Here is a 14779-nt window from a genome sequence, read left to right on the forward strand (position 1 = left end):
CACGCCGCCGCCCAGCCGCACCTGCCGCAGGCCGCGGCGTGCACGACCGCGTCCACCCAGCCCTCGACGAGCGCGAGCGCCGTCTCCAGCCGGGCCAGGGCGGCCTTCTGCTCGGGGGTGTCCTCGGGCTGGAGCAGACCGCCGGCCAGCGCCTCCTGGAGGGCCTCCGGGTTGGTCGGGTCGAGCTGGCCGACCAGCTCCTCCATCCGCGAGGTGTCGACCTTGATGCCGCGCGCGTACGCCTCGACCGCGCCGAACAGGTGCGCCCGCAGCCACGGCACGTGGGCGAAGAGGCGCTGGTGGGCGGCCTCGCGCAGGGCGAGGTAGAGCCGCACCTCGTCGGCGGGCACGCTCAGGCCCTCGCCGAACTCGGCGATGTTCTGCGGCAGCAGCGCGGCCTTGCCGGACGGGGCGAGCGGCAGGCCGACGTCGGTCGAGCCGACCACCTCGGCGGCGAGCGCGCCCAGCGCCTGCCCGATCTGGGTGCCGAACATGGCGCCGCCCATCGAGCGCATCACGCCCATCAGCGGGCCGGCCATGGCCTGCATCTCCGGCGGCAGCACGCCGCCCATGGCGTTGCCGACCCGCTCGGCGACCGGGTCGACCAGGTCCTTCCAGACCGGCAGGGTCGCCTCGATCCACTCGGCGCGGCTCCACGCCACGGCGGTGGTCGAGCCGGACGGGAACTCGGTGGCCGCGTCCAGCCACAGCTCGGCGAGGCGGACGGCCTCGACGACCGCGGTGCGCTCGGCCGCACCGACCGAGCGGTCCTTGCTGCGGCCCTCGGCGGGCTCGGCGACGACCGTCTGCCGGGCGATGTTCTGCGCCAGCTCCCAGTTCACCGGGCCGCCGTCGAAGGACAGCATCTGGCCGAGCTGCTGGAACGCCGCGCCGAGGTCGTTGGGGTTGAGGTTGCCCATCATCGCGCCGAAGGGGTTGTCGCCGCCGGCGCCGCCCATGCCGAACAGCGCACCGAGCGGGTTGCCCGCGCCGAAGCCGAAGGGCTGCTGCGGGGTCTCGTCCTGGCCGCCCCCGCCCTTGGCGGCGGCGTCGCCCTGGTCGTCCTGCTTGCCCTTGCCGTCCTCGGGCTCCTCGGGCGGGACGGAGAATCCGAAGGGGAGGTCGCTCACGGGGTCCTCAGATCTGCTCGGCCGTCACGCGGGTTGTGGCGGGGAATTCGTGTGCCCGCGGAGGCGGGACGTGTCCATGGTCTCGCGGCCCGATGGCGCCGGGTGCGCCCGCCGGGCCCTTGCCTCGGGCAGGATGGACGGTACGTGACACTCGTACGTACGCACATAAGCTAACCGTGGAGGATGGCCGGTGAGTTCCCCGCCTTCGGACGTTCGCTCTGGGCTGACCGGAGGTGAGGACGACAGCGCGGCCGCCGCGGCTTCGCCGTCTCCAGCCTACGGCGGCAGGCCGCTGACCGTGGCCGTCACCGGGGCGGCCGGCGTGCTCGGCGAGCGGGTCGCGGCCCGGCTGGTCGACTCCCCGGGGGTCCGCCGGGTGCTCGCGATCGACGACCGCCGCGGCGAGGTGCCCGGTGTGCAGTGGCGGATCCTGGACGTCCGCGACCCGGCCGTGGCGGAACGGCTGGCCGGCGTCGACGTGGTCGTCCACCTGGCCATGGACCTCGGCATGGAGACCGACCCGCGGGCCCGGAGCGCGTACAACGTGCGGGGCGCGCAGACCGTGGTGACCGCCGCCGCGGCGGCCGGCGTCTCCCGGGTGGTGCTCTGCACCTCGGCGATGGTCTACGGCGCGCTGCCGGACAACGAGGTGCCGCTCGCCGAGGACTCCGAGCTGCGGGCCACCGAGGAGGCCACGCTGGTCGGCGACCTGCTGGAGATCGAACGGCTCGCCCGGCGCGCCCCGCGCGCCCACCCGGGCCTGCAGATCACCGTGCTCCGCCCGGCGGTGGTGGTCGGCCCGGGCATCGACACCGTGCTGACCCGGCACTTCGAGGCGCCGCGGCTGCTGGTGGTGGCCGGCTCGCGGCCGTGCTGGCAGTTCTGCCACGTCGACGACCTCGCCTCGGCGCTGGAGTACGCGGCGCTCGGCCTGGTCGAGGGGGAGGTCACCGTCGGCTCCGACGGCTGGCTGGAGCAGGAGGACGTCGAGGAGCTCTCCGGCATCCGCCGCATGGAGCTGCCGGCCTCGCTCGCCCTCGGCACCGCGGCCCGGCTGCACCGGCTCGGCCTGACCCCGGCCCCGGCCGGCGACCTCGCCTACACCATGTACCCGTGGGTGGTCTCCGGCAGCCGGCTGCACGAGGCGGGCTGGCGCCCGGAGCACAGCAACGAGGAGGTGCTCGCCGAGTTGCTCGCCCAGGTCTCCGGCAAGCACGCGGTGGCCGGCCGCCGGCTCGGCGGCAAGGAGGCGGCGACCAGCCTGGGCGCGGCCGGCGCCACCGTCGCGCTGGTCGGCACCGCCGCCCTGGTCCGCCGGGCCCGCAAGCGGCGGCGGTTCTGAGCCGTCGCCCGCCCTGCCCGACCCTGCTTCGGCGTTCCGCTCTGCGGAATGCTCCAATCGTGATGCGGAAGCCCTTGCCGGGCGGCATCCCTCATGGGGAATCATGGTGACCATGTCCGAGAACCACGACCCGATCCGCCTGCTCGCCATCCGCGACACCCCGCTGTCGCTGGACGAGGTGTACGAGGCGGTCGGCGACGACGCGGCCGGCGGCACCACGGTCTTCGTGGGGACGGTCCGCGACCACGACGGCGGCAAGTCCGTCTCCGCGCTGGAGTACAGCGCCCACCCGACGGCCGAGCACGAGATGCGCCGGATCGCCGAGAAGATCGTCGCGGACTTCCCGGTGAAGGCGCTGGCCGCGGTGCACCGGGTCGGCCGGCTGGAGATCACCGACAAGGCCGTCATCGTCGCCGTCTCCTGCGCGCACCGCGGCGAGGCCTTCGAGGCGGCCCGCCGCCTGATCGACGACCTCAAGCACCAGGTGCCGATCTGGAAGCACCAGGTCTTCAGCGACGGCGAGGAGGAGTGGGTCGGCGCGGGCACCTGCTGACCCCGCCGTCCCCCGTTCGCCCCATCGCCCGCCGGGGCCGCCCCCGGGCACCCGCCCCGGTGCGCGGCGGCCCGCGGCGCCCTCCCGGCCCGCTGTCCCGGCCCCGCGGCGGCCCCGCCACGGGTGTGCCACGACCCTGCCGCGGACGCACCGCGGCCGTAACCCGGCGCCCCCTGCCGCCGTTGTCTGCGCGGACGGTTAATCTGCTGATAGACACGACGAGCTGGGAGTACGGACATGGCTGCGCTCGCCTGGTTGATCATCCCCGTCGCCGCCGCACTGGCCGCCATGGTCTGGGCGGGCTGGGCGGCCCGCACCCCCCGCGCCACCGGTGATCCGGCCTCGCTCGCCGAGCACGAGCGGTTCCGCGCCGCCATGGAGCGCTCCACCGTCGGTTCCGGCGACGGCCCCCGCCGCTGAGGCCCCGGGCCGGGCAGCGCCCCACCGCCGCCTTCCCGTACTGTCGATCCATGCCACGCCGCTCCGCGACGATGCTCGCCGCCACCCTGATGCTCATAGGCCTGCTGTGCGCCTCCGTGCTGATGCGGGTGCCGTACACCGAGATGAGCCCGGGCCCGACCTACAACACGCTCGGTGAGCAGGAGAAGAAGTCGGGCGGCTCCGTCCCGGTGATCGCGATCAGCGGCCACGAGACGTACCCGACGAGCGGGCACCTCAACATGACGACGGTGCAGGTCACCGGCGCCAAGTACGAGCCGAGCCTGGTCTCGGCGGTGATCGGCTGGCTGCGCAAGGACGTCCTCGTCGTGCCGCACGACAACGTCTACCCGAAGGGCCAGACCGACAAGGAGGCCCAGCAGGAGAACGCCGAGCAGTTCGCCTCCTCCGAGGACAGCGCCAAGACGGCGGCGCTCAAGCAGCTCGGCATCCCGGTCGGCACGCAGATCGTGGTCTCCTCGGTGGTGGCCGGCGGGCCCTCCGAGGGCAAGCTGCACGCGGGCGACCGGATCGTCGCGGTGGACGGCACCCCGGTGACCGCCAAGGAGCAGGTGGCCGCGCTGGTCACCAAGCACAAGCCGGGCGAGACGGTGGAGTTCACGGTCGTCCCGCACACCGCGGCCGCGGGCGGCACGGCGGGGACGAACGGCTCGGCGGGGACGAACGGCTCGGCGACCGACAAGGCGGCCGAGAAGAAGGTCGCCGTCACCACCGGCAAGGCCTCCGACGGCCGGGCCATCGTCGGCATCCTGCCGGGCAACGACCACACCTACCCGTTCACCATCGACATCGGCCTGCAGGACGTCGGCGGCCCCAGCGCCGGCCTGATGTTCTCGCTCGGCATCGTGGACAAGCTGACGCCCGGTGACCTGACCGGCGGCAAGTTCGTCGCCGGCACCGGCACCATCAGCGACGAGGGCGAGGTCGGCCCGATCGGCGGCATCCAGATGAAGCTGATCGCGGCCCGGGACAAGGGCGCCGAGTACTTCATGACGCCGGCCGAGAACTGCTCCGAGGCGGGCAAGGGCACCCCGGACGGCCTGACCCTGGTCAAGGTGGACAGCCTCGGCGGCGCGCTGAAGGCACTGGACCAGATCCGCTCCGGCAACACCTCGGCGCTGCCGTCCTGCCCGAAGTAGGAGCCGCGGGAACGGGCCGGGGCACCTCGCGGGCGCCCCGGCCGGCCCGGCTCAGGAGAAGGTGGCCAGCAGGGCCTCGGTGAGCCCCGGCACCAGGTCGGGGCCGGTCAGCACCTCGCGGGCGACGTCCTTCTCGCGCAGCCGCAGGGCGATCTCCCGCGAGCCGTCGCGCAGCACCGCGGCGGTGATCCGGACCTCCTGCCGCTGCGGGTGGTTCGCCACCCAGCCGGCGAGCTCCTTCTCGGTGGCGTTCTTCGGGCGGGACTGCTCGGCACCGGGGGGCAGCATCAGCCGCTCGACCACCAGCGCGCAGCCGACCACCTGGTCCGGCCAGGCGATGGTGCCGAGGAACTTGTCCAGCTCGGCGCCGGCCGGCAGCTCGTCCTGCTCGACCGGGGTCAGCCCGGTGGCCTCGTCGGCGGCCAGGCCGAGCTGGCGGGCCAGCTTCGGGTCGGCCTTGCGCAGCGCGGCGGTGTCGACCAGCGCGAACAGCCGGGCGGGGAGGTCCCAGCCGAGGGTGGCCGCGTACTCGTCGATCTCCAGGGCGGCGCGGGTCAGCGGGGACGCGGCCGGCGGCAGGCCGTCGGCGGGCGTGAGGGGTGCATCGGACATGCCCCAATCCTCACACGTCCGCGGTGCCCGGAAGCCCCGCCGGGCCCGGTAACGGTCGGGTCTCGGGAGGGCCGGCGGGCGGCCCGGCGGGAACTCAGGTGAAGACGGTCTAAGTTGCACAGGGGACCGATCCGACCACGTTCACGACACAGCAGAGGTGCCACCTTGGTTTTCCAGATGCCGGACCGCCCGGAGCCGGGCTTCCGTGCCAGAGTCGGCCCGCCCTCGCGGCGCACCAGGGTCCTGCTGCTGACGGCGGGCGTGCTCGCCGTGCTGTTCCTGCTGTTCGCGCTGGTGTCCGGCTTCTGGACGGACTGGCTGTGGTTCAAATCGGTCGACTACGCCACGGTCTTCACCACCCAGCTGCGGACGAAGGCCGGGCTGTTCGCCGTCTTCGGCCTGCTGATGGCCGTGGTGGTCGGCGCCAACGTCTGGCTGGCGCACCGGCTGCGGCCGCCGATGGCCGCGATGTCGGTCGAGCAGCAGAGCCTGGACCGCTACCGGGCGGGCGTGGCGCCGTACAAGAAGTGGCTGCTGGTCGCGGTCGCGCTGCTGGTCGGCCTGGTCGCCGGCGCCGCGGCCTCCGGGCAGTGGCGCACCTGGCTGCTGTGGACCAACCGGACGCCGTTCGGGGTGAAGGACCCCCAGTTCCACCGGGACGTCGCCTTCTACGCCTTCGACCTGCCCTGGTACGAGTTCCTGCTGGGCTTCGCGTTCAGCGCGGTGATCGTCTCGCTGATGGCCTCCGTGCTGGTGCACTACCTGTACGGCGGCCTGCGCCTGCAGGGGCCGGGCCGCCGGGCCAGCCGCGGCGCGCAGGGCCACCTCGCGGTGCTGCTGGGCGTGTTCGTGCTGCTGAAGGCCGTCGCCTACTGGCTGGACCGGTACGGCCTGGCGGTCAAGTCCGGCGCGTACAAGGGCGTCGACGGCTGGACGGGCCTGCGCTACGTGGACGCCAACGCCTTCCTGCCGGCCAAGACCATCCTGTTCTTCGTCGCCGTCATCTGCGCGCTGCTCTTCTTCCTGACGCCGATCCGCCGCACCTGGGCGCCGGCGCTGATCGGCTTCGGGCTGATGGCGCTCTCCGCGGTGCTGATCGGCGGGGTGTACCCGGCGATCGTGCAGCAGTTCCAGGTCAAGCCGAACGAGCAGGCCAAGGAGACGCCGTACATCCAGAAGAACATCGACGCGACCCGCAAGGCCTACGGCATCGCGGACACCGAGACCCAGCAGTACGACCCGAAGGACGCCGCCAAGGCGGGCGCCGCCGCGCCGGACGCGCAGACGATCGCGGACATCCGCCTGCTCGACCCGAACGTGGTCGCGCCGACGTTCCAGCAGAACGAGGCGCTGCGCAAGTACTACGCCTTCCCGCGGACGCTGGACGTCGACCGGTACGGCAACCAGGACACCGTGCTCGGTGCCCGCGAGCTGGACCTGAGCGGTGTCCAGCAGCGGAACTGGATCAACGACCACTTCAAGTACACCCACGGCTACGGCGTCGTCGCCGCCAAGGGCAACCAGGTCGACGGCAACGGCAACCCGGTCTACACCCAGTCCGGCCTGCCCACCGACGGCACCTTCGGCGACTACCGCCAGCGGGTGTACTACGGCGAGAAGACCCGGACGTACTCCATCGTCGGCGGCAGCAACCAGGAGATCGACTACACCTCCGAGAGCGGCGCCGACCAGACCTTCACCTACGACGGCGGCAGCGGCGTCTCGCTGGACAACCCGCTGACCCGGGCCGCGTACGCGATGAAGTTCTCCGAGCCGCAGATCCTCTACTCGGGGGCGATCACCGACGGCGCCCGGGTGATCTACGACCGCACGCCCAAGGAGCGGGTGGAGAAGGTCGCGCCCTGGCTGTCGATCGACGCCGACCCGTACCCGGTGGTGCAGGACGGCAAGCTGGTCTGGGTGCTGGACGGCTACACCACCTCGGACGGCTACCCGTTCTCCTCCAAGACCGCCCTGGGCGAGTCGACCAAGGACTCGCTGACCGACCAGCGCGGCCGCACCCTGACCGCCGTCAACACGGTCAACTACATCCGCAACTCGGTGAAGGCCACGGTCGACGCGTACACCGGTGACGTGACGCTGTACCAGTGGGACGAGAACGACCCGGTGCTGAAGACCTGGATGAAGGCCTTCCCCGGCACGGTCAAGGCCCGTTCGGCGATCCCGGCCGCGCTGATGCCGCACCTGCGCTACCCGCAGGACCTCTTCAAGGTGCAGCGCGACCTGCTCGGCCAGTACCACATGACCGACGCCGACGCGTTCTTCAACGGCACGGACATCTGGCAGGTGCCGCTCGACCCCACCACCAACACCGGTGAGGTCCAGCCGCCGTACTACCTGACGCTGAAGATGCCCGGCGCCCCGTCGGCCAGCTTCTCGCTGTCCAGCAGCTTCGTGCCGGGCGGCCGCGACAACCTGGCGGCGTTCATGGCCGTCGGTGCGGACCCCGGTCCGGAGTACGGCAAGATGCGCGTGCTCAAGATCCCGGCCGGATCGGGCGCGCTCGGGCCCAAGCTGACCCAGGCGAAGTTCAACTCCGAGAAGGCGGTGGCCAACCAGCTCACCCTGCTGAAGACCGGCAGTGACTCCGACATCGAGTACGGCAACCTGCTGACCCTGCCGGTCGGCGGCGGCCTGCTCAACATCGAGCCGGTCTACCTGCTGGGCCGCGGCGCCAAGGCGCCTGTGCTGCAGAAGGTGCTGGCGGTCTACGGCGACAAGGTGGCCCTGGAGGACAACCTGGCCAAGGCGCTCGCCGCCGTGCTGCCCGGCGCGTCCGGCAGCGCGACGACCACACCGACCGCCCCCGCCACACCGACCACGCCCACTCCCACCACACCCGGCACGGGCGCGAACCCGGACCTGCAGAAGGCGCTGCAGGACGCCCAGAAGGCCTTCACCGACGGTCAGACCGCGCTGAAGAACGGCGACTGGGCGGCGTACGGGCAGGCGCAGAAGGCGCTCCAGGAGGCGCTGGACCGGGCCGCCAAGGCGCAGCCGGGCAGCGCCCCGGCGAGCCCGGCGCCCTCCGCGTCGCCGTCGCCGTCGGCCTCGGCGTCGCCCTCCGCCACCCCCTGAGCTGCGAGAACCGATTTGTTGGTCCACCCTGCGTCCGTGCTATGGTTTTCTCACCGACGCGGGGTGGAGCAGCTCGGTAGCTCGCTGGGCTCATAACCCAGAGGTCGCAGGTTCAAATCCTGTCCCCGCTACTGAAGATCAGGGCCCGGAGGCCGCCAGATCAATCTGGCGCTCCGGGCCCTGTCGTTTTCCGATCAAGAGGGGGTCGGCTCCGGTAGTATCGATTCGGCCGCCCCGGCCCCGTCGTCGCTGCCGGGGTTTGTGCGGCCCGATGTCGGGAAATCGACAAAGCGCTGAAGCACTCCCGCAAGCTTCGGCCCGCTCCGCCCAGACGTGGTCCGGGGCAGGTGTACGCGGGTTCCGGGTGATGCGACGATGGACCACATGGGGGAAGCCGAACGGCTGTTGACTCCTTATCGGACCGACACCCTTTCGGACCGGCAGGGGGCGGCGGCCGCCGACACGGCGCCCCCGGCGGATGCCGCAGCACTCTGGGGGAGCGGGAGCCGGCATGAAGCTGATCGGTAGGAACGACACGGGGGCGAGGTCCGTACCGGCCGCCGCGCCGCAGACGCACGCCGAGGCCGACACCGACGCCTGGGCGCAGTCCGCCGAGGACACCCAGCAGGGCCTGCCGGCCCAGCGCAGCTACGGCCCCGAGAGCCTCGTCCGGATCTCCGCCCAGCAGCTCGTCGACGCCGTCGGCCGCTACCCGGCCGCCGCGGACGACGAGCCCGCCGCCGAACCGGAGGACGCCGCCAGCTTCGAGACCGCCCTCGCCGCCCGCGAACAGGCCGCCCTGGAGAGCCGGCACCGCTCCGCCGCGGACGCCGGCGACCCCGGCGCCGCCAGCCAGCTCGGCGCGATGCTGCTGCGCCGCGGCGACCTGGAGGACGCCGAGCCGTACCTCCGCGCCGCCGCCGCGGCCGGGCTGCGCGCCGCCGCCAACAACCTCGGCGTGCTGCTGCACCAGCGCGGCCACCGCGCCGAGGCCGCCCAGTGGTGGCGGCAGGCCGCCGTCGCCGGCTCCGCGCCCGCCGCGCACGCGCTCGGCCTCCAGCTCCGCGACCAGGGCGAGGAGGAGGCCGCCGAGTACTGGCTGCACTTCGCCGCCGAACACGGCCACCCGCTCGGGGCCTACGCCCTGGGCGACCTGATGGAGCACCGGCGCGACGTCCGGGCCGAGCGCTGGTTCAAGGTGTCCGCCGACGCCGGCCACCGCGAGGCCGCCTACCGGCTCGCCCGGATGCGCGAGGCGGCCGGCGACAAGGAGACCGCCGAGACCTGGTACCGCACCGCCGCCGCGCGCAGCCACGCCCGCGCGGCGCTGCGGCTCGGCGTGCTGCTGGAGGAGCGCCGCGAACTCGACGAGGCGGCCCGCTGGTACCGGCAGTCCGCGCAGAACGGCGAGCCCCGGGCGGCCTGCGCGCTCGGCTTCCTGCTGCGCGACGCGGGCGACCTCGCGGCCGCCGCCGAGTGGTGGCAGGAGGCCGCCGAGGCCGGCGACGGCAACGCCGCCAACGCCCTCGGCGCGCTGCACGCCGGCCGCGGCGAGGCCGCCGAGGCGGAGCGCTGGTACCGCGCCGCGCTGGACGCAGGCGACCACAACGGCGCCTTCAACCTCGGCCTGCTCTGCGCCGGAACGGGCCGCGGGACCCAGGCCGAGCAGTGGTACCGCAAGGCCGCGTACGCCGGCCACCGGGAGGCCTGCAACGCGCTGGCCGTGGTGCTGCTGCAGCGCGGCGACGAGTCCGGCGCCGAGCCGTGGTTCTCCAAGGCCGCCGAGGCCGGCAGCGTCGACGGCGCCTTCAACCTCGGCGTGCTGCACGCGGGCCGCGGCGAACTCCCGCAGGCCCACGAGTGGTACGCCCGGGCCGCCGCCGAGGGGCACGGCGAGGCCGCCCTGCAGCTCGCCGTCGTCCACGAGCAGCGCGGCAACGCCGCCGGTGCGCTGGAGCGCTACCGGCAGGCCGCGGCCGGCGGCTCCGCCGAGGGCGCCTTCCGGCTGGCCGCGGTGCTGGAGCGGCGCGGCGACGCCGACGCGGAGGTCGAGCACTGGTACACGGTGGCGGCCGAGGCCGACCACCGCAGGGCGCAGGTGCGGATGGGCGTGCGCGCCGCCGAGCGCGGCGAACTGCAGACCGCCGAGCACTGGTACCGGCGGGCCGCCGAGGCCGGCAGCCGCAGTGCCGCGTTCAACCTCGGCCTGCTGCTGGCCCGTCACGACGGCGAGAGCGAGGCCGTGCTCTGGTACACCCGGGCCGCCGACGCGGGGCACGGGCGGGCGGCGCTGCGCCTCGCGCTGCTGGCGCTGCGGCGCGGCGAGCCGGTGCAGGCGGAGAACTGGTGCCGGCGGGCCGCGGAGTCCGGCCCGGCCGAGGTGGCGGAGCGGGCGGCGCGGCTGCTCGGTGCGCTGAGCGCGGAGCTGAGCGCGTAGGACGCGCAGGGCGCACGCGGCGGGGTCAGCCGGGCGAGCAGTCCGGACAGAGCCCGCGGTAGGTGATCTCGGCGCCGGTCAGGGTGAAGCCGAAGCGTTCCGCGGAGGGGAGGGCGGCCATCGGGTCGCCCTCCGGGCGGACGTCGCGCACGGTGCCGCAGCCGGAACAGACCAGGTGCTGGTGGGCCCGGTGCGCATTGGGGTCGTACCGCTTGGCGCGGCCGTCGGTGGAGACCTCCAGGATCTCGCCGAGCGAGACCAGTTCGCCGAGCGTGTTGTACACGGTGGCCCTGGAGATCTCCGGGAGTCTCGCCACGGCGCGGGCGTGCACCTCGTCCGCCGTGAGGTGGACGTGGTCGCCTTCGAGCACCTCCGCGACCGCGCGGCGCTGCGAGGTCAGTCGCCAGCCGCGTCCTCGGAGTCGTTCCAGCAGGTCGCTCATGGACCCAGAGTAAGGCACGTTCTCGAATTGGCTCTAGTGTTGACTTGGACTGAGTCCAAGTTAGGATCGGATCCGATACGACCGGACGACCGAAGGACCCTCCCCATGACCACCCAGGACGAGCTGCGGCCCACCCTCACCACGGAGTCCGGTGCTCCGGTGGCCGACAACCAGAACACCGAGACGGCCGGCACCGGCGGCCCGGCCCTCATCCAGGACCAGCTGCTGTTCGAGAAGCTCGCCCACTTCAACCGCGAGCGCATCCCGGAGCGCGTGGTGCACGCCCGCGGGGCCGGCGCCTACGGCACCTTCACCGTGACCGCCGACGTCACGCCCTGGACCCGGGCGGCGTTCCTCTCCGAGGTCGGCAAGCAGACCGAGACCTTCCTCCGGTTCTCCACGGTGGCCGGCAACCTCGGCGCGGCGGACGCGGTGCGCGACCCGCGCGGCTTCGCGCTGAAGTTCTACACCGAGCAGGGCAACTACGACCTGGTCGGCAACAACACCCCGGTGTTCTTCATCAAGGACGCCATCAAGTTCCCCGACTTCATCCACACCCAGAAGCGCGACCCGTACAGCGGCTCCCAGGAGGCGGACAACGTCTGGGACTTCTGGGGCCTGTCGCCCGAGTCCACCCACCAGGTGACCTGGCTGTTCGGCGACCGCGGCATCCCCGCCAGCTACCGCCACCTCGACGGCTTCGGCTCGCACACCTACCAGTGGCAGAACGAGGCCGGCGAGCACTTCTGGGTGAAGTACCACTTCAAGACCGACCAGGGCATCAAGAACCTCACCCAGGCCGAGGCCAACAAGCTCGCCGGCGAGGACCCCGACAGCCACCAGCGCGACCTGCGCGAGGCCATCGAGCGGGGCGAGTTCCCGACCTGGACGGTCAGCGTGCAGATCATGCCCGCGGCCGACGCCGCGACCTACCGCTTCAACCCGTTCGACCTGACCAAGGTCTGGCCGCACGCCGACTACCCGCTCGTCGAGTTCGGCACGCTGGAGCTCAACCGCAACCCCGACAACGTCTTCGCCGAGGTCGAGCAGTCGGTCTTCTCTCCGGCGCACTTCGTGCCCGGCATCGGCCCGTCCCCCGACAAGATGCTGCAGGGCCGCCTGTTCGCCTACGCGGACGCCCACCGCTACCGCGTCGGCATCAACGCCGACCACCTGCCGGTGAACCGCCCGCACGCCACCGAGGCCCGCACCAACGGCCGCGACGGCCACCTCTACGACGGCCGCCACGGCCGGCAGAAGAACTACGAGCCCAACAGCTTCGGCGGCCCCGTCCAGACCGGCCGCCCGCTCTGGTCCGCCGTCCCGGTCACCGGCACCACCGGCAACCACGAGGCCCCCTCGCACGCCGAGGACGACGACTTCGTGCAGGCCGGCAACCTCTACCGGCTGATGGACGACGGCGCGAAGCAGCGCCTGATCGAGAACCTCTCCGGCTTCATCGCCAAGGTCTCGGCCGACCGCGACGACATCGTCGAGCGGGCGATCGAGAACTTCCGCAAGGCCGACGCCGACTACGGCCGCCGCCTGGAGGACGCCGTCCGCGAGCTGCGCAAGCAGAAGTGACGGCCTGAGACCGCGGGCCCCGGGAGCGCAACGGCGCACCCGGGGCCCGCGACCACGTCCGGGCGGGCACCACCGCCGTCCTAGAGCCGCAGCAGGCCGTCCCGGATCCGCTCCAGCAGCGCCACGGACACGTCCTCGGCCGCCCGCTCGTGCACCCGCACGAACCGCTCCGCCGCCAGGTCGGCGACCAGCACCCGGGCCACCCCCAGCGGCACCGTCAGCAGCGCCGCCAGCTCGGCCACCGACCGCGGGTACTGGCACAGCTCCACGATCCGGTGCCGCTCGAACCCCAGCGGCGCCGCCAGCGCGGCAGGCTGCGCCGTCACCAGCGTCTCCACCCGCAGCTCGTCCCGGACCGGCCTGGTGCGGCCCGCGGTGATCACGAACGGGCGGACCACCTCGCCCGCGTCGAACCCGGTCATCCCGCCACCCCGACCGCCGGCACCGGCCGCACCCCGTCCGCCAGCAGCGCCGACGGCAGCGCCACCGTCGCCGTCACCCCGTGCACCGGCGCCGGGGAGAGCCGCACCACCGCACCCAGGCGCTCCGCCAGCCGGCCCACCACGTAGAGGCCGAGCTGTCCGCCGCCGTCCACCAGGAAGCTCTCCCGCCCCGCGAGCCGGGTGTTCGCCAGGTCCAGCGCCGACTCGTCCAGGCCCGGCCCGTGGTCCGTCACCACGACCAGGCAGCCGTCCACGCCGAGTCGCGCGAACACCTCCACGTCGGTGTCCGGCGGCGAGGCGGTCAGGGCGTTCTCGATCAGTTCGGCCAGCAGGTGCGCCACCTCCGCGACCGCACCCCCGTCGACCAGCACCCCGTCCACCCGGCGCAGCACGACCCGGCGGTAGTCCTCCACCTCGCCCAGCGCCGAGCGGACCACGTCGCCCAGGGCCACCGGCTGCGGCCAGTGGCGCGGACTCGCCTCGCCGACCAGCACCAGCAGGCTCTCCGCATTGCGCCGCATCCGGGTCGCCAGGTGGTCCAGCTCGAACAGGTTCGCCAGCGCCGTCGGGTCCTGCTCGCTCCGCTCCAGCGCCGACAGCAGGCCGAGCTGGCGCATCACCAGCGACTGGTTGCGCCGGCCCAGGCCGGCCAGCGACCGTGCGGTGTTGCGGCGCTGCACCGACTGCTCGACGGCCAGCCGGACGGCCGTCCCCGCCACCCGGTCCAGTGCCGCACCCAGCACCTCCAGCTCCGCGGTGCCCGCCGCCGCGGCCGCGCCCGGCGAGGCCGCCCCGCCGCCCGTCTGCGCCCGCTCCACCGCCTCCGGCAGCACCCGGTCGGCCAGCTCCTCCGCCTCCGCGGCGAGCGCCGCCACCGGCCGGGTGATCGACCGGGTCGCCAGCAGGCCGAGCAGAACCGCGCCGACGGCCGCGGCGAGCGCCAGCCCGGCGTCCACCAGCAGAGCCCGCAGCGCCTGCGAGCGGAGCTCCGCGGCCCGTGCCGACGCGTCGCCGGCCGCCTGGGACTGCACCACGTACAGGCCGTCGACCAGCTCCGTCGCCGCCTGCCACCAGGCGTCCGCGCGGACCGGCAGCCGGGCCGCCGCCCAGCCGTCCAGGGCCTGCTGCTCCATGCCGGCCGCGGCCACCGCGGCGGGGCTGCGGAGCGCGGCGTCCAGCGCGGCGGTCCGTTCGGGCAGGGCGGTGCGCGGCACGTCGGCGAGCGCCGCACCCCGGTCGGCGGTGATCCGCACGAACGCCGGGTAGTCGCCGCCCCGGAACGAGCCGGCCGCGAGCACGCCGCTCAGCGTGCCGCGTTCCAGCGCCGCCGCCTCGGTGGCCCGGCTCAGCGCCTCCAGCGTGGCGAGCGCATCCGCCAGCCGCCGGTCGCCGGTGGTGTCCCGGTCGGCGAAGGCCGCCGCGTTCAGCGCGGTGACCGCGCCCGTGTAGAACCTCAGCGCCTCCGCCCGGTCGGCGGCGCCGGTGTCGGCCCGGCCGCGCAGCCCGGCCAGCGTGCTCAGCCCGGCGAGCGCCGCACGC

Annotated in this window: 12 protein-coding genes and 1 tRNA gene; 8 read left to right on the top strand and 5 right to left on the bottom strand. The window is 73.7% G+C overall.

The window, feature by feature from the left end:
* On the bottom strand, positions 1-1130 hold a 1130-nt coding region (locus tag ABZ641_RS12340), incomplete at its 3' end, for a zinc-dependent metalloprotease (RefSeq protein ID WP_359981204.1).
* Between the two features lie 292 nt (positions 1131-1422).
* Between ABZ641_RS12340 and ABZ641_RS12345 the strand changes: the two genes are divergently transcribed.
* From ABZ641_RS12345 to ABZ641_RS12360, 4 genes are all read left to right on the top strand, one after another.
* Positions 1423-2472: an NAD-dependent epimerase/dehydratase family protein gene (locus ABZ641_RS12345; RefSeq protein WP_344625592.1), complete on the top strand. Its 1050-nt coding sequence runs from the start codon at positions 1423-1425 to the stop codon at positions 2470-2472.
* A 103-nt stretch (positions 2473-2575) separates the two neighbouring features.
* Positions 2576-3025 (top strand): molybdenum cofactor biosynthesis protein MoaE, encoded by a 450-nt coding sequence (locus ABZ641_RS12350; RefSeq protein WP_344625566.1) that lies wholly within the window; start codon positions 2576-2578, stop codon positions 3023-3025.
* Positions 3026-3262: 237 nt separating this feature from the next.
* Positions 3263-3445 carry a hypothetical protein gene (locus tag ABZ641_RS12355; protein WP_030274884.1) on the top strand — a complete coding sequence of 61 codons (183 nt, stop codon included), beginning with the start codon at positions 3263-3265 and terminating at the stop codon, positions 3443-3445.
* A gap of 50 nt (positions 3446-3495) precedes the next feature.
* Entirely contained in the window at positions 3496-4623 is a 1128-nt protein-coding gene (locus tag ABZ641_RS12360) for a PDZ domain-containing protein (protein WP_344625565.1), read from the top strand.
* A 51-nt stretch (positions 4624-4674) separates the two neighbouring features.
* Here ABZ641_RS12360 and ABZ641_RS12365 read toward each other — a convergent pair whose 3' ends face one another.
* Complete coding sequence (locus ABZ641_RS12365; protein WP_344625564.1) at positions 4675-5235, bottom strand: PPA1309 family protein; 561 nt, start codon at positions 5233-5235, stop codon at positions 4675-4677.
* 177 nt (positions 5236-5412) lie between these two features.
* On the opposite strand from ABZ641_RS12365, the gene ABZ641_RS12370 reads away from it, so the two are divergent.
* The 3 genes from ABZ641_RS12370 (at position 5413) to ABZ641_RS12380 (ending at position 10771) form a co-directional block, all read left to right on the top strand.
* Positions 5413-8334, top strand: a complete 2922-nt coding sequence (locus ABZ641_RS12370; RefSeq protein WP_359981216.1) for a UPF0182 family protein — start codon at positions 5413-5415, stop codon at positions 8332-8334.
* A 57-nt stretch (positions 8335-8391) separates the two neighbouring features.
* Positions 8392-8465: transfer RNA gene (locus ABZ641_RS12375), tRNA-Met, on the top strand.
* 380 nt (positions 8466-8845) lie between these two features.
* Positions 8846-10771, top strand: coding sequence for a tetratricopeptide repeat protein (locus ABZ641_RS12380; RefSeq protein WP_359981208.1), 1926 nt, complete (start codon positions 8846-8848; stop codon positions 10769-10771).
* A gap of 25 nt (positions 10772-10796) precedes the next feature.
* On the opposite strand, the gene ABZ641_RS12385 is transcribed toward ABZ641_RS12380, so the two are convergent.
* Entirely contained in the window at positions 10797-11213 is a 417-nt protein-coding gene (locus ABZ641_RS12385; protein ID WP_344625562.1) for a Fur family transcriptional regulator, read from the bottom strand.
* A 105-nt stretch (positions 11214-11318) separates the two neighbouring features.
* Between ABZ641_RS12385 and ABZ641_RS12390 the strand changes: the two genes are divergently transcribed.
* Positions 11319-12797, top strand: a complete 1479-nt coding sequence (locus ABZ641_RS12390; protein ID WP_344625561.1) for a catalase — start codon at positions 11319-11321, stop codon at positions 12795-12797.
* An 80-nt stretch (positions 12798-12877) separates the two neighbouring features.
* On the opposite strand, the gene ABZ641_RS12395 is transcribed toward ABZ641_RS12390, so the two are convergent.
* Complete coding sequence (locus tag ABZ641_RS12395) at positions 12878-13219, bottom strand: DUF742 domain-containing protein (protein ID WP_359981210.1); 342 nt, start codon at positions 13217-13219, stop codon at positions 12878-12880.
* A partial coding sequence (locus ABZ641_RS12400) for a nitrate- and nitrite sensing domain-containing protein (RefSeq protein WP_359981212.1) occupies positions 13216-14779 on the bottom strand: 1564 nt, incomplete at its 5' end. The genes ABZ641_RS12395 and ABZ641_RS12400, both read right to left, overlap by 4 nt.

Source organism: Kitasatospora sp. NPDC007106 (assembly GCF_040634455.1).
In the GTDB taxonomy this organism is placed as follows: domain Bacteria; phylum Actinomycetota; class Actinomycetes; order Streptomycetales; family Streptomycetaceae; genus Kitasatospora; species Kitasatospora arboriphila.